This window comes from Microbacterium sp. (assembly GCF_047605725.1).
Lineage (GTDB): Bacteria > Actinomycetota > Actinomycetes > Actinomycetales > Microbacteriaceae > Microbacterium.
In genome coordinates this window covers 1-13,975 of sequence record NZ_JASGFE010000008.1, presented here as the reverse complement: position 1 = coordinate 13,975, position 13,975 = coordinate 1, and the positions used below count along the sequence as shown (strand labels likewise).

11 protein-coding genes and 1 pseudogene are annotated in these 13,975 nt (G+C 73.1%); 9 read left to right on the top strand and 3 right to left on the bottom strand.

Annotation, left to right across the window (positions count from 1 at the left end; all coding sequences use genetic code 11):
- Positions 1-70 precede the first annotated feature (70 nt).
- Entirely contained in the window at positions 71-1,006 is a 936-nt protein-coding gene (locus tag QM641_RS02955) for a hypothetical protein (protein WP_415113269.1), read from the bottom strand.
- A complete protein-coding gene (locus QM641_RS02950; protein WP_415113267.1) occupies positions 993-3,704 on the bottom strand; it encodes an ATP-binding protein in 2,712 nt (903 codons plus the stop codon). The genes QM641_RS02955 and QM641_RS02950 overlap by 14 nt, the downstream gene beginning before the upstream one ends.
- 534 nt (positions 3,705-4,238) lie before the next feature.
- Between QM641_RS02950 and coaA the strand changes: the two genes are divergently transcribed.
- From coaA to QM641_RS02905, 9 genes and pseudogenes are all read left to right on the top strand, one after another.
- The gene (gene coaA, locus QM641_RS02945) at positions 4,239-5,183 is read left to right on the top strand and encodes a type I pantothenate kinase (protein ID WP_415113265.1); all 945 of its coding nucleotides are present in this window, start codon (positions 4,239-4,241) and stop codon (positions 5,181-5,183) included.
- Positions 5,184-5,456: 273 nt separating this feature from the next.
- Complete coding sequence (glmS, locus tag QM641_RS02940; RefSeq protein WP_415113263.1) at positions 5,457-7,307, top strand: glutamine--fructose-6-phosphate transaminase (isomerizing); 1,851 nt, start codon at positions 5,457-5,459, stop codon at positions 7,305-7,307.
- 71 nt (positions 7,308-7,378) lie between these two features.
- Positions 7,379-7,768, top strand: a complete 390-nt coding sequence (locus tag QM641_RS02935; protein WP_415113261.1) for a holo-ACP synthase — start codon at positions 7,379-7,381, stop codon at positions 7,766-7,768.
- Entirely contained in the window at positions 7,765-8,889 is a 1,125-nt protein-coding gene (gene alr, locus QM641_RS02930) for an alanine racemase (RefSeq protein WP_415113259.1), read from the top strand. Before QM641_RS02935 ends, alr begins: the two co-directional genes overlap by 4 nt.
- A gap of 171 nt (positions 8,890-9,060) precedes the next feature.
- On the top strand, positions 9,061-9,540 hold the full coding sequence (tsaE, locus tag QM641_RS02925; RefSeq protein ID WP_415113367.1) for a tRNA (adenosine(37)-N6)-threonylcarbamoyltransferase complex ATPase subunit type 1 TsaE: 480 nt from the start codon (positions 9,061-9,063) through the stop codon (positions 9,538-9,540).
- Positions 9,541-9,677: 137 nt separating this feature from the next.
- Positions 9,678-10,298 carry a tRNA (adenosine(37)-N6)-threonylcarbamoyltransferase complex dimerization subunit type 1 TsaB gene (gene tsaB / locus QM641_RS02920; protein ID WP_415113257.1) on the top strand — a complete coding sequence of 207 codons (621 nt, stop codon included), beginning with the start codon at positions 9,678-9,680 and terminating at the stop codon, positions 10,296-10,298.
- Positions 10,295-10,750: pseudogene (gene rimI, locus QM641_RS02915) on the top strand (ribosomal protein S18-alanine N-acetyltransferase); the annotation flags it as partial. The gene tsaB and the pseudogene rimI, both read left to right, overlap by 4 nt.
- A 211-nt stretch (positions 10,751-10,961) precedes the next feature.
- On the top strand, positions 10,962-12,017 hold the full coding sequence (gene tsaD, locus QM641_RS02910; RefSeq protein WP_415113255.1) for a tRNA (adenosine(37)-N6)-threonylcarbamoyltransferase complex transferase subunit TsaD: 1,056 nt from the start codon (positions 10,962-10,964) through the stop codon (positions 12,015-12,017).
- Complete coding sequence (locus QM641_RS02905; RefSeq protein ID WP_415113253.1) at positions 12,014-12,484, top strand: hypothetical protein; 471 nt, start codon at positions 12,014-12,016, stop codon at positions 12,482-12,484. The genes tsaD and QM641_RS02905 overlap by 4 nt, the downstream gene beginning before the upstream one ends.
- A 189-nt stretch (positions 12,485-12,673) precedes the next feature.
- Here the strand turns inward: QM641_RS02905 and QM641_RS02900 are convergent, their stop codons facing one another.
- The gene (locus tag QM641_RS02900) at positions 12,674-13,861 is read right to left on the bottom strand and encodes a THUMP-like domain-containing protein (RefSeq protein ID WP_415113251.1); all 1,188 of its coding nucleotides are present in this window, start codon (positions 13,859-13,861) and stop codon (positions 12,674-12,676) included.
- Positions 13,862-13,975 lie beyond the last annotated feature (114 nt).

Here is a 13,975-nt window from a genome sequence, read left to right as displayed (position 1 = left end):
CCGCGGATCGTCCGACGTTGTGCAGATCTCCGACGTTGTGCCGTGGCCCGGGGAGGCGGCCCGGCGGGAGTCAGCGCGCGGCGCGCGCTCGCGCGCGCGAGGCGGCCCAGATCAGGAGCGCCGCGTAGGCGACGATCGCCACACCCACGAGCCCGACGAACAGCGGGGTCGCCCACCGCTCGGGGTCGAGGTCGTCGCGGTGCACGAGCAGCGACACCGTCATCGCGGCGAGGCTGATCAACTGCGCCTGGACGGGCACGCGGAACGCGCTCCAGCGGTCATCGCGCAGCAGGGCGAGGGCCACCACGCCGGGGAGAGTGAGCACGGCCCCGGTGACCTGCGCCGTCAAAGGGGTCAGGTCCCACGCCCAGACCGTCGCCGCCGCTCCCGGCGCGAGGAAGAGCCCGGCTCCGGTGGCCGTGGCGGCAAGCCCGATCGCGATCAGTCCGAACCGCACCGGCCGCGGCAGCGTCAGCTCGGCGGGCGGCGGAATGCCGGGGCCGCGCTCGCGTGCATCGGCGGGCGCCGGGATGCCGCGCTCGCGCGCATCGGCGGGAGCAGGGATGCCGGGGCCGCGCTCATCGACGGGAGCAGGGATGCCGCGCTCGCGCCGCCGTTGGAGTACCACGAGCGCCGCGACGACGAACGGCGTCGTCGCGTACAGCGCCATCCAGGCCGCGAACGACAGGTTCGACGAGAAGCGGTCCAGGTGCAGCAGCGTGGCGATCAGCACGGCACCCGCGAACACCGCGACGGCGGGGAAGCCGTGGCGCACCTCGTGCCAGCCCCCGCGAGGCACGCGGGCGAAGAACCAGACCCCGCCGACATAGGCGGATGCCAGGACCGCGGCCGACAGGGGCGGGTCGATCTGCCACGCGAACAGTTCCCCGGATCGCTCCGGCAACGCGAACAGGAGCACCGCCGCGACCACCAGGATCGGCACGAGCGCGACGGCGACCACGCGCGTGACCGGCAGGATGGTGTCGCCCACCTCAGCCGCGGACATGCTGCAGCGCCTCGGCCACCGTCAGTCGCTCGCCCTCGACGACGGCGGCATCCAGCGCATCGCCCGACCCGGCGGCCCGCAGCGCACCGAGCGGCACGAGGGCGAACTCGTACGCCCCCGGGTTGATGATGCCCTTCTGCCTGCGCAGCGCCTGCGCCGCGCCGAGCAGCAACCCCGCCGCGCGCACGTCGCCCTGCGCGGCTCGAAGCCCCACGAAGCCCTCCAGCCCGTAGGCGATGCCCTCGTCGTGACCGAGCGCCAGCGAGAGATCGAGCGCGCGGGCGAAGTCGTCACCGGCGCCGTCCGCGTCGCCGCCGAAGAAGCGGACCCAGCCGCGGTGGTTCAGGGCGATGACGATCCCGAGACGCTCTCCCTGCGTCTCGGCGAGCGACAGGCTCTCCTCGAAGCGGGTCTGCGCGGCGGACAGGTCGCCGCCCAGCAGTGCGAGCCGTCCCAGCGTGACCAGTGCCATGGCCTGACCCCACGCGTCGCCGACCTCGCGGAAGCCGGCGAGGCTGTCCTCGAGGGTCGAGACGGCGGCGACGACCTCGGCGGGCGGGGCGGGCGGATGCCGCGGGGTCGGCGGCGCGGCATCCGCCCGCGCGGCCCGCGACCTGGCGGCATCCGTCGATCCGGCGCCTTCCGGTGCGGCATCCGCCGCCGCGGCGCCCGCCTGCGCCAGCAGAGCGAGCCCGATCGAGACCCCCGTCAGTGCGGCACCGGCGACGTCGCCGACCCCCGCGAACAGGTCGCGACCGGCCCGCAACTGCGGCACCGGATCGAACGACGGGTCCTGCCAGAACCGGTTGGCGTTGATGTAGTAGAGCGCGATCGCCCGCGTCCGCGCCGCGAGCTCGACGCGCTCGCGGTCGGCGATCTGAAGCAGCTCGGTCATCCAGCCCGGCACGAAACCGAGGTAGCCGCCGATCCACAGGTAGAGGTAGAGCGACCACAGGTAATCGGCGGCACCGTCGAGCTCACGGCGGTCCAGGAGCGCGCGGCCCACGCCCAGGAGGTTCTCCGCCTCGCGCTCCAATGCCGCCAGCCACTCCAGCTGCACGTCGCCGCGCAATCCCTCGGCCGCATCCGTCGCCATCGTCCGGTAGTGGGCGATCCAGGCGCGCGTCGCCTGCTCGCGCGCAGTCGCCGCGCCGAGCTCCCCGGCGTAGGCGCGCACGAGCGACAGGAGCCGGAAGACGGGCACGCCGTCGCGGTCGGCGCGCGCGACGAGGCTCGCGTCGACCAGGGCCTCCAGCGCCGCGAGGGGGTCTGTGACACCCGCCCCGCTCAGCACGCTCTCGGCCGCGTCGAACACGAACGAGCCGGTGAACGTCGCGAGTGCGGCCAACGCCGCACGCGGCTCGTCGTCGAGCAGGCCCACGCTCCACTCCAGCGTCGCGCGCAGCGTCCGTTGCCGTTCCGGCAGGTCACGCGACCCGCTCACGAGCAGAGCAAGTACGGAGTCGAGCCGCTTCAGGATCTGCGCGCACGACAGCGAACGCACGCGGGAGGCGGCGAGCTCCAGCGCCAGCGGCACCCCGTCCAGCGCCCGACAGATCGCAACGACCTCGGGCAGGTTCTGCGCGGTGAGCCGGAAGCCCGGCCGCGCGACCGAGGCGCGCTGCACGAACAGCACGACGGCGGCCGCCTCCGCGGCATCCGTCGGCAGGTCGGCGGCCGCGGCGCGGCGCCGCGTTCCATCGGCACCGGGCACGGCGAGCGGGCCCACCTCCACGATGCGCTCGGCCCGCAGGCGCAGCGGCGAGCGGCTCGTCACGAGCAGCTGCAGCCGGGAGGTCCCCGCGATCAGTCGCACCAGCAGGGGAGCGGCGGCCAGCAGGTGCTCCATGTTGTCGATGACGAGCAGGATGGCGCGATCCGCGACGCCGGCGATCACCGCCTCCTCCAGCGAGGCCTGGCCGGCGGCGTCCTGCACGCCGAGCGCGCGGGCGATCGTCGGCAGCACGCGGTCGGGCGCCGAGACCGACTCCAGCAGGGCGAAGGCCACCTCGCGGCCGGTACGGGCGGCATCCGTCGCGATCTCGATCGCCAGCCGCGACTTGCCGATGCCTCCCGCGCCGGTGATCGTCACCAGGCGTGTCTCCGGATGCTCGAGCAGGTCGAGCACCGCGCGCCGCTCGGGCTCGCGGCCGACCAGCGCGTTGTAGGGGGCGGGGATGCCGCCGACCGCGTGCGCGGCGGAGGACGGGGTGGATTGACCGGTGTCGAAGCGCTCCGCGAGGAGGGTCGCGATGTCGTCGGCGAGGAGTGCGGCGAGCTCGTCAGCGTCGCGGAACGACTTGTACGAGCTGCGGTCGTCGGCGCGGATGCGCTCCAGCAGTGCGTCGAGGCGATCGTCGCGCTGCGGGGCCGGGTCCTTCACGTAGATGAGGCTCGGCAGCGACCCCGACAGACGGTACTCGTCCTCGAGCCCGGAGACATCCTCACCCGGGGCGACCCAGCCGTAGCTGGAGCCGTAGATGCCCACGAAGATGTCGCTCTGCGCGAGGTACGCGCGGTAGAGCTCGCGCGGCGGATGGGGTCGGGCGCCCAGCTCGAACATGACCGGTGCCATGCGCAGCCGCTCGATCACGGCGCGCGCCGCCAAGCGCTCCGGCTCCAGCTCCCGCAGAGTGGAGCTGACGAAGACCCGGATGCGCTGGTCGGGTGTGCGGATCGGTGCGCGGCGCGCGGCCATGAGGAAATCCTGCGCCCCCGGCACGCCTGGCGTCTACCCTTTGCCTCTGGGTCCCTGGTGTTGGGTCCCTGGTCTTGGGTCCCTGGTGTTGGGTCCCTGGTTTTGGGTCCCTGGTTTTGACTGCCAGTCGGCTGCGGTTCGTCGGAGATCGGCCGTTTGTCGGAGGGATCTGCCGCGGATCGTCCGACGTTGTGCAGATCTCCGACGAACCGCTGCCGGGTCGGAGCGCGCGCTGCGCGTGTCCGCGGCTCGAGGGCGCTCGATCTGCGCGGCTGGAGGCTTCGGGAGGCGCGGAACCTGCGCGGCTGGACCTTCCGGGAGCCGCGGAACCTGCGCGGCTGGACCCTCCGGGAGCCGCGGAATCCGTCCCGCTTACAGGGCGAAACGGCCCATACCGGCGTCCAGGCCCCCGTAGAGGCACTTTCGCCCTGTAAGCGGGACGCCGACGACCGCTGCCGGGCCTCGTCAGGGGCTCGCGGGGCGAACGGGTACCGGTGAGCCAGGGCAGCGGCATCCGCCGATACGATGGGCGCGATGTCTCCCGACGACGCCGTACCGGTCGACTCGCTGTACCGCGAGATCGACCGCGCGGCGTGGGCGCGGCTGGCGGAGGGCGAGCAGCAGCCGCTCACCGAGACCGAGATCGTGCAGCTGCGCGGGCTCGGCGACCGGCTCGACCTCGCCGAGGTGCGCGAGGTCTACCTGCCGCTGAGCCGGCTGCTCTCCCTCTACGCCGGTGCGACGAAGCGGCTCGGCGCCGACACCGCGGACTTCCTCGGCGAGACCGACACGACGACCCCGTTCGTGGTGGGTGTCGCCGGTTCGGTGGCGGTGGGAAAGTCCACGATCGCGCGGCTGCTGCGCGAGCTGATGAGCCGGTGGCCGGGCACCCCGCGGGTGGAGATCGTCACGACCGACGGATTCCTCTACCCCAACGCGGAGCTCGAGCGGCGCGGACTCATGGAACGCAAGGGTTTTCCGGAGTCGTACGACCGCAGGGCGCTCGTGCAGTTCCTCACCGAGCTCAAGAGCGGCGCTCACGTCGTGCAGGCGCCCTTCTACTCGCACGTGCGCTACGACATCGTGCCCGACGCGCACGTGACGGTGCGCCGCCCCGACGTCGTGATCGTCGAGGGACTCAATGTCCTCACCCCGCCGCCGACGCCGAACGACGTGGCCGTGAGCGACCTGTTCGACTTCTCCGTGTATGTGGATGCCGAAGTCGAGCACATCGAGTCGTGGTTCGTGAACCGGTTCCTCGCGCTGCGGCAGGGCGCGTTCAGCAATCCGAACTCGTTCTTCACGGTCTTCGCGCAGCTCTCCGACCAGGAGGCCGTGCGCACCGCCCTCGGGTTCTGGAACGAGATCAACCTGCCCAATCTGCGCGAGAACGTCGAGCCGACCAAGCACCGGGCGACGCTCGTGCTCAAGAAGGCCGCCGACCACACGGTCGAGACGGTGCGCCTGCGCAAGCTCTGACTTCCCGCGGCTGTCCGCCCGCCCGCCCGCGAGGGTGCTCGTTCTTTCCGCGAGGGTGCTCGCTCTTCCCGCGAGGGTGCTCGTTCTTTCCGCGCGGGTGCTCGTTCCGCGCAACGTCGGCGCAGCGGGTGGCACCCTCGCGCACGGAACTGGCACCCTCGCGCGGGGAAGTAGCACCCTCGCGCGGGGAAGTGGCACCCTCGCGGGAGGGAGGGGCACGCGCACGCAGAAGCGGTGAGCCTTCTCGCACCGCCGCCCCATACGATGGATCGCATGTGTGGAATCGTGGGGTACGTCGGGTCGCGCCCGAGTCAGGGCATCCTTCTCTCCGGCCTGTCGCGGCTGGAATACCGCGGATACGACTCGGCGGGCGTCGCCGTCATCGGCGACGACGGCACGCTGGGCATGCGCAAGCGCGCGGGCAAGCTGGCCGTGCTGCGCGACGACCTCGCCGCGCACCCCCTTGCCGACGGGACCACCGGCATCGGGCACACGCGCTGGGCCACCCACGGCGGCCCCACCGACGCCAACGCGCACCCGCACCTGGCCGACGACGACAAGTTGGCCGTCATCCACAACGGCATCATCGAGAACTTCGCCGAGCTGAAGGACGAGCTCCTCGCCGAGGGCTACACGTTCCGCAGCGAGACCGACACCGAGGTCGCCGCAGTCCTGCTGGGCCGCGAGTACCGGGCATCCGGCGACCTCGTCACCGCCTTCCGCACTGTCGTCGCCCGCCTCGAAGGCGCGTTCACCCTGCTCGCGATGCACGAGGACGCGCCCGGGCTCGTCGTCGGCGCGCGCCGCAACTCGCCGCTGGTGATCGGCCTGGGGGAGGGGGAGAACTTCCTCGGCTCCGACGTGGCGGCCTTCGTCGAGCACACCCGCAACGCCCTCGCGATCGGCCAGGACGAGATCGTCGCGATCCGTCCCGGCTCGGTCGAGGTGACGAACTTCGACGGCGAGGACGTCGAGGTCGAGCCGTTCGAGGTCGTATGGGACGCTGCCGCCGCCGAGAAGGGCGGCTGGTCGTCGTTCATGGCGAAGGAGGTCTCGGAAGAGCCCGATGCGGTCGCCAACACCATCCGCGGTCGCGTGCGCGACGGCGCCGTCGTGATCCCCGAGCTGGAGGGGCTCGACGAGCTGTTCCTGGGCATCGACCGCATCGTCGTGATCGCGTGCGGCACCGCGGCCTATGCCGGACAGGTCGGCAAGTACGCGCTGGAGCAGTGGACCCGCATCCCCGTCGACGTCGAGCTCGCGCACGAGTTCCGCTACCGCGACCCGGTGCTGACCCCGCGTACGCTCGTGGTGTCGATCAGCCAGTCCGGCGAGACGATGGACACGCTCATGGCCGTCAAGTACGCGCGCGAGCGCGGCGCGAAGACCGTGTCGATCTGTAACACGCAAGGGGCCACGATCCCGCGCGAGTCGGATGCCATCGTCTACACCCACGCCGGTCCCGAGGTCGCCGTGGCATCCACCAAGGCGTTCGTCGCCCAGATCACCGCGCTGTACCTGCTCGCTCTGCACGTGGCGCGCCTGCGCGGGTCGCTCGCCGCCGAGGTCGCCGCCGAGCAGGTGCACGAGCTCGAAGCAGTGCCCGCCAAGATCGCCCAGGTGCTGGAGGCCGAGCAGGCGCACGTCGAGCAGTTCGCGCGCTGGATGGCCGACACCCACTCGGTGCTGTTCCTCGGCCGTCACGTCGGATACCCGATCGCCCTGGAGGGTGCGCTCAAGCTCAAGGAGATCTCCTACATCCACGCCGAGGGCTTCGCCGCGGGCGAGCTCAAGCACGGCCCCATCGCGCTCATCGAGCCCGGCCAGCCGGTGTTCGTGATCGTGCCGTCGCCGCGCGAGTCTGCCGAGCTGCACAAGAAGGTCGTCTCCAACATCCAGGAGATCCGTGCCCGCGGCGCTCGCGTGATCGTCGTGGCCGAGGAGGGGGATGCCGCGGTGCTCCCCTTCGCCGACGAGGTGCTGCGCATCCCGCTCGCCGCGCCCTTCTTCGAGCCGCTGCTGGCGGTCGTGCCGCTGCACATCTTCGCGATGGGCCTGGCCACCGCCAAGGGCCTGGACGTCGACCAGCCCCGCAACCTCGCGAAGTCCGTCACGGTCGAGTAGGGCCACGGCCTCCGGGGGCGGGGCGGGTAGTCTGGCGGATGCCGCGGGCGCGGCACGAGGGGAGGACTGAGGTGATCGTCGGCATCGGCGTCGACCTGGTCGACATCCCCCGGTTCGAACGGGCGATCGTGCGCACCCCGGCGCTCATGAGGAGGCTGTTCGCACCCGCGGAGCGCACGCTGAGGCCGCATTCGCTGGCCGCCCGCTACGCCGCCAAGGAGGCGCTCATCAAAGCGCTCGGCGGATCGGACGGGGTGCGCTGGACCGACATCGAGGTCGTGTCGGAACCGTCGGGCCGTCCCGTGTTCGCCCTGGCGGGCACGACCGCCGCGGTGGTCGAAGGCCGCGGCATCGCCCGCCTTCACCTCTCGCTCTCGCACGATGCGGGGCTGGCCATCGCCTACGTCGTGGCCGAGTCCGCTCCAGCGCCCGGATCGGATGGATCAGGGGATGCCGGATGACTGAACCGGGAAGCGGCCTGCTGCGCGAGGCCGTCATCGACACTGCGGCGATCGCGGCGAACGTCCGGCATCTGCGGAGGCTGACCGCATCCGAGGTCATCGCGGTCGTCAAAGCCGACGGGTACGGGCATGGCGCGGAGCGCGCCGCGCGCGCCGCCCTCGAGGGCGGCGCCTCCCGGCTCGGCGTCGCCGACATCGGGGAGGGGCTGGCCCTGCGGCGCGCCGGCATCCGTGCGCCGATCGTCGCCTGGCTGCACGCGCCCGGCGTCTCGTTCGCCGAGGCGGCCGGGCACGACCTGGAGCTCGGCATCTCGCGGTTCGACCAGCTGCTCGCAGCGGAGGCCGCGGCATCCGCCGATCGACCCGTGCGCGTGCACCTGAAGCTGGAGACCGGGCTCGGGCGCAACGGCATCGCGCCGGAGGACTACGCGCGCGTGCTCGCCGAGGCCGCGCGGCTCGAGCGCATCGGGCGGCTCGACGTCGTCGCCATCTTCAGTCACCTCTCCAACACGAGCGAGGCCGACGACCGGGCCGCGCTCGCCCGGTTCCACGACGCGCTCGCGCTGGCGTCTGCGCACGGACTCACGCCGCCGCTGCGGCACCTGGCCGCCTCGCACGCGGCGATCGCGCTGCCGGAGGCGCGGCTCGGCTGCGTCCGACTCGGCATCGCGATCTACGGGCTCTCGCCCTTCGACGACCGCACGTCGGCCGACCTCGGGCTGCAGCCGGCGATGACGCTGCGCGGAGCCGTCGCGGCGGTGCGGCGCGTGCCCGCGGGTCAGGGCGTCTCCTACGGATACGTGCACCGCACGACGACCGAGACCACGCTCGCCCTCATACCGCTCGGCTATGCCGACGGCGTTCCACGGCAGGCGTCCGGTGCCGGGCCGGTGCGCATCGGTGGACGGCGGTTCCCCGTCGCCGGCCGCATCGCGATGGACCAGTTCGTCGTCGACGTGGGCGATCACCCGGTCGCGGTCGGAGACGAGGTCGTGCTGTTCGGCGACCCGACCCTCGGTGATCCCGCCGTGGAGGAGTGGGCCGCGGCGGCGGGCACGATCAACTACGAGATCGTGACGCGCATCGGGCCGCGCGTGCCGCGCCGGACGGAGTCGCGGTGAGCATCGGGGGGCGTTCGGGGGCACGTGTCACCGCCGTGCCGTTCATAATTCAGGCAGAATGCCGTCGGCGGAGGTCCCGGGCCCCGGAATCACGCGGTTCCGGCGTGCTCGCCGCACCGTCCAGCCTGAGTTGTGAACAGGGGAGCCCACGTGACCTCGATCGATGACCTCATGGGGCGGCGCACGATCGGCTCGCCCGAGGGCATGGAGGCGTTCGGGCGCGACCTCGGCACGCGGCTGCGCGCCGGCGACCTCGTGGTGCTCACCGGCCCGCTCGGGGCCGGGAAGACCACGCTGACCCGCGGGATCGCCGCCGGCCTGGGCGTGCGCGGGCCGGTGCAGAGCCCTACGTTCGTGATCGCCCGGACGCATCCGTCGCTGGTGGGCGGGCCGGCGTTGATCCACGTGGATGCCTATCGCCTCGGCTCGCCGGCTGAGCTCGACGACCTCGACCTCGATCTGGACCGGGCTGTCGTCGTCGTGGAATGGGGGCGCGGGATGGTGGACGGGCTCCGCGACCGGTGGTGGGAGATCGAGCTCGACCGGGAATGGCACGGCCGCGGCGTCGACACCGCGTGCGGCACGACCGCGCGTGCGGCCGAGCTCGACGCCGACGCCCCCCGCGTGGTCGCCGTGTCGCGGCATCCGTAGCCCTTCTCCCCGTGCCCGGGCGCGCGAGACCTCCCGTTTGCAACGTTTTTCGGCGAAAAACGTTGCAAACGGGAGGTCTCGCGAGGGTTGTCGGCCGTGCCGGCACGGCTGCTCCGGCCCCGGTTACCCTGGAAGGCGTGATCCTCGGCATCGACACCTCGATCGGCACCGCCGTCGCCGTCGTCGACCTCGACGGCGCGGTGCGCGCCGAGGCGGCCAGCGCCGACCCGCGCGGACACGCCGAGGTCATCGGCACGCTCATCGCCGACGCGCTCGCCACGGCCGGGGTGACGCCGGCGGAGATCACCCACGTCGCGGTCGGGATGGGCCCGGGTCCCTTCACGGGCCTGCGGGTCGGGATCGCGGCCGCGCGGGCCTTCGCGCTCGGCCGTGGCATCCCGGTCGTCCCCGTGGTCAGCCACGATGCCGCGGCGCTCGCCCGCGGCGACGCGGCGGAGCCGTTCGCCGTCGTGACCGACGCGCGCCGCCGCGAGGTCGCCTTCTCGGTCTACGCGCCGGGTTCGCAACCGCGACGGATGCGCGGTCCGGAGCTGGCCGCGCGAAGCGGCGAGGTCGCGATCGATGGCCTGGTGCTCGCCGAGGAGGAGCTGACGACGGCGATCAGCGCCGCCGACCTCGCGCGCGTCGCTGCGGGCCGCATCGCGGCGGGTGAGCAGGATGCCGCGGCATCCGAGCCGCTGTATCTCCGTGCCCCCGACGTCACGATCCCGGCCGCGCGGAAGAAGGTCGGCGCATGACGTTGCGCACGGCCGGCCCCGGCGATCTCGGTGCGATCATGGCGCTGGAGCGCGCCTCGTTCCCCACCGACGCCTGGAGCGAGGCGATGATGCGCGAGGAGCTGCACTCGCCGTACGGGCGGTATCTGGTCGTGGAGGAGCACGGCCGGCTGCTCGGCTACGGCGGCGTGCGGGCCGTGCGCGGTGCCGCCGACGCCGACATCCAGACGCTTGCGGTCGCGGACGACGCACGGGGGCGGGGGCGCGGGCGTGCGCTGCTGCTCGCGCTGCTGGAGCTGGCGCGGGAGCGCGGGGCCCGCACCGTCTTCCTGGAGGTGCGGGCCGACAACCCCGTCGCCGAGGCGCTGTACCGCTCGGTCGGCTTCGTCGAGCTCGGCCGCCGGGCGCGGTACTACCAGCCCGACGACGTCGATGCGGTCGTGATGAAGCTCGACCTGCGCGGCTGGGCGGCCCGGCCGCGGCAGGAAGCGTCCCGCTTACAGGGTGAACCGGGTGCTTCGGCCCCGCGGGTGCCCGCTGGCGCCGTTTCGCCCTGTACGCGGGACGGGGAAGGCCGCAGCCCGGCCCCGGCGGACCACGCGCTCGCCGCCGACGGCGGGTGGTGCTCGTGACCGGCCCCGGCGCGCGACCCTGCGAAGCCCGTGAACGTCGGGGGAGCGGCGCATGAACCGCGACCAGCCCCTCGTGCTCGGGATCGAGACCAGCTGCGACGAGACCGGGATCGGCATCGTCCGGGGCCGGACGCTCCTGAGCAACACGATCGCCTCATCCATGGATGAGCACGCCCGATACGGCGGCGTGATCCCGGAGATCGCGGCACGGGCGCACCTGGAAGCGTTGCAGCCGGCGATCGAGGCGGCGCTGGCCGAGGCATCCGTGCGTCTCGACGACCTGGATGCGATCGCGGTGACGAGCGGGCCGGGGTTGGCCGGTGCTCTCATGGTCGGGGTCGGTGCGGCGAAGGCGCTCGCGGTCTCCCTTGGCACGCCCCTGTACGCAGTCAACCATCTCGTCGGACACATCGCCGCCGACCTCCTCACCGGAGACGAGGTCGAGTACCCCACGGTCGCCCTGCTCGTCAGCGGCGGGCACACCTCGCTCCTGCTCGTGCGCGACCTCGTCTCCGACGTGGAACTGCTGGGCGAGACGATGGACGATGCCGCGGGCGAGGCCTTCGACAAGATCGCGCGCATCCTGGGGCTGCCCTATCCCGGCGGCCCGGAGATCGATCGCGCTGCCGCGGGCGGTGACCCGGAGGCGATCCGATTCCCGCGCGGGCTGTCCCGCGCGTCCGACCTGGACCGCCACCGCTACGACTTCTCGTTCTCGGGCTTGAAGACCGCGGTCGCGCGCTGGGTGGAGCAGCGCGAGGCAGCGGGGGAGTCGGTCGACGTCGCCGATGTGGCCGCCTCGTTCCGCGAGGCGGTCGTCGACGTGCTCGTGACCAAGGCGCTCGACGCGTGCGCGCGGCTCGACGTGCCGCGGCTGCTCCTCGGCGGCGGAGTGATCGCGAACCGGAGGCTCCGCGAGGTCGCTCGCGAGCGCGCTGCGGCCGCCGGCGTCGCGGTGCGGATTCCGCCGCTGAGCCTGTGCACCGACAACGGCGCGATGATCGCGGTGCTCGCCGCGGAGCTCATCGCGGCCGGGCGAGCGCCTTCGGCGCTGACCTTCGGCGCTGACTCGACGCTGCCGGTGTCCGAGATCCAGGTGAGGGCATGAGCGCCGCGCGCCGGCTGGGGGGGTCGGCGGATCGTCCGGATGCCGCGGGCGCGGGCGCGGACGCTGTTGGGCCCCGTGCGGCTGAGCTGGAACCCGCGGAGGCGGGCGCAGCCGGACCGGACCGTGCGCAGGCGGGCGCGGCCCAGGCTGCGGCCGTGGAGGTCGGCGCGGCCGGGGCGTCGGAGCCGCAGGCACCGACCGCCGGGTCCGACCGCGTGGTCGGCCCGCCTGCCAGGCCGCGACGGGCCGCGTGGGCCCTGACCTTCGCGGTGACCGCGCTGATCATGTCGCTCGCGGTGGGATGGGCGATGCCGGTCGGCATCTTGGCGCTGGTGTTGGCGATCGTCGCGCTGCGCCGGGGTGAGAGCCGGGGTGTCGCGGTATGGGCCGTGTGCTTGAGTCTGCTCTCGCTCGTGTACAGCGCCGGATGGCTGTGGTGGGCGGCCGTGCAGGCCGGCCTGCTCTGATCCCCCGAGGGCCGATCGGCGCCGCTGCTGAGCACAACCCGGTGAGGCTCCGCGGGAATGTGTCCCGCTTACAGGCTGAATGTGACCACCGATCTGCGGCTCCCGCGTAATTACGCGGTTCGGGCCCGGGGCCCTGTCGATCCACCCTGTAAGCGGGACGCGGTCGGCACGTGCCGGGCATCCGCCGGCTCAGACGCGCTCGACGAGCAGGGTGAGGCGGCGCTCCCCGACGCGGGTGAGGATGAGCGTGGCCGACTCCGGGCCGCGCAGCTTCAGTCGCGGGCGGAGCACCGCGGGGTCGACATCGACCCCGCGCTTCTTGATCTCTAGCGTGCCGATGCCGCGCTCGCGCAGCGCCCGACTCAGCCGCCCGATGTCGTTCGGCAGCTGCTCGCGCACGCGGAACGTCGAGACGAACGGGGTCTCGGCCGGGGCGTCCGAGGTGAGGTAGGCGATATTGGGCGCGAGCATGCCCGCTCCGATCCTGCGCGCGACCTCCCCGATCAGCCGCGCGCGGATCACCGCTCCCGCCGGCTCGTGGACGTAGGCGCCGAGTGCGCGCACGGGCTCGTCCGCGGTGTCCGTCGCGGCCGTCAGCTCGTGTGCGACCTCACCGCGCACGAGCAGCGCAGCGCGCCCCACCCCGGGTCGGGCGAGTGCTCCCGACCACAGCACGAGCTCGACAGTGGCGCCGCCCACGCCGATCCACTGCGCTTCGACGCCGTCGGGGATGCGGGTGCGGTCGAACCCCGGTCCGAGCTTGATGCCCGCGGGCAGGCGCGAGGCGAGCGCGAACGCCCACGGCAGCGGCGGCGAGTAGTCCGCCGCCCGTACGCGCGCGGTCTCGGAGTGCCCCGCCGTCCGTCGCGCCGGGTCGAGCCACACCGCCTCGACACCGGCGAGGTCGACGTCCTCGGCGCGCGCGTGCCGAACGGCGACCCGGTCGCCGAAGTCCGCGAGGTTGTGTGCGGCGATGGCCGCGGTCACCTCGTCGGCGTCGACGGCGAGCACGTCGAGGCCGCACGTGGCGAAGCCGAGCGCGTCGCCGCCGATGCCGCAGCCGAGATCGGCGACCCGCCGCAGCCCGGCGGCGCTCAAGCGCTCGGCGTGCCGGAGGGCGACCGTCAGCCGCGTTGCCTGTTCCAGGCCGGCTCGGGTGAACAGCATCCGGGACGCGTCGTCGCCGAACTTGGCCCGCGCCCGCTCGCGCAGCCTGGCCTGCTCGACGACCGCGGCGACCGCCTCGGGGGCGTGGCCGGCGCGGCGCAGCCGCGTGATGGCGGATGCCGCGTCCGCCGTGGATGCGATCTGTCCCAGCTCCTCGACCAGGCGTGTGCCATCGGGGCTCAGGAGCGCCTCGAGCGCGCTGCGGTCCACCGGGCCAGCCTAGCTGTTGTGTCCCGTGAGGTTGGTGACGGTCGGCGGGTCGGTGGGTGAGGGGTGAGGTCCTCCGGGTGGGATGTGAATCGACCAAGAATCGCATCTCGCCAA

What these genes read in the sequence shown, in the direction of transcription:
- QM641_RS02955 (WP_415113269.1), bottom strand. Translation starts at nt 1,006, where the DNA reads ATGTCCGCGGCTGAGGTGGGCGACACCATCCTGCCGGTCACGCGCGTG.
- QM641_RS02950 (WP_415113267.1), bottom strand. Translation starts at nt 3,704, where the DNA reads ATGGCCGCGCGCCGCGCACCGATCCGCACACCCGACCAGCGCATCCGG.
- coaA (WP_415113265.1), top strand. Translation starts at nt 4,239, where the DNA reads ATGTCTCCCGACGACGCCGTACCGGTCGACTCGCTGTACCGCGAGATC.
- glmS (WP_415113263.1), top strand. Translation starts at nt 5,457, where the DNA reads ATGTGTGGAATCGTGGGGTACGTCGGGTCGCGCCCGAGTCAGGGCATC.
- alr (WP_415113259.1), top strand. Translation starts at nt 7,765, where the DNA reads ATGACTGAACCGGGAAGCGGCCTGCTGCGCGAGGCCGTCATCGACACT.
- tsaE (WP_415113367.1), top strand. Translation starts at nt 9,061, where the DNA reads ATGGGGCGGCGCACGATCGGCTCGCCCGAGGGCATGGAGGCGTTCGGG.
- tsaD (WP_415113255.1), top strand. Translation starts at nt 10,962, where the DNA reads ATGAACCGCGACCAGCCCCTCGTGCTCGGGATCGAGACCAGCTGCGAC.
- QM641_RS02905 (WP_415113253.1), top strand. Translation starts at nt 12,014, where the DNA reads ATGAGCGCCGCGCGCCGGCTGGGGGGGTCGGCGGATCGTCCGGATGCC.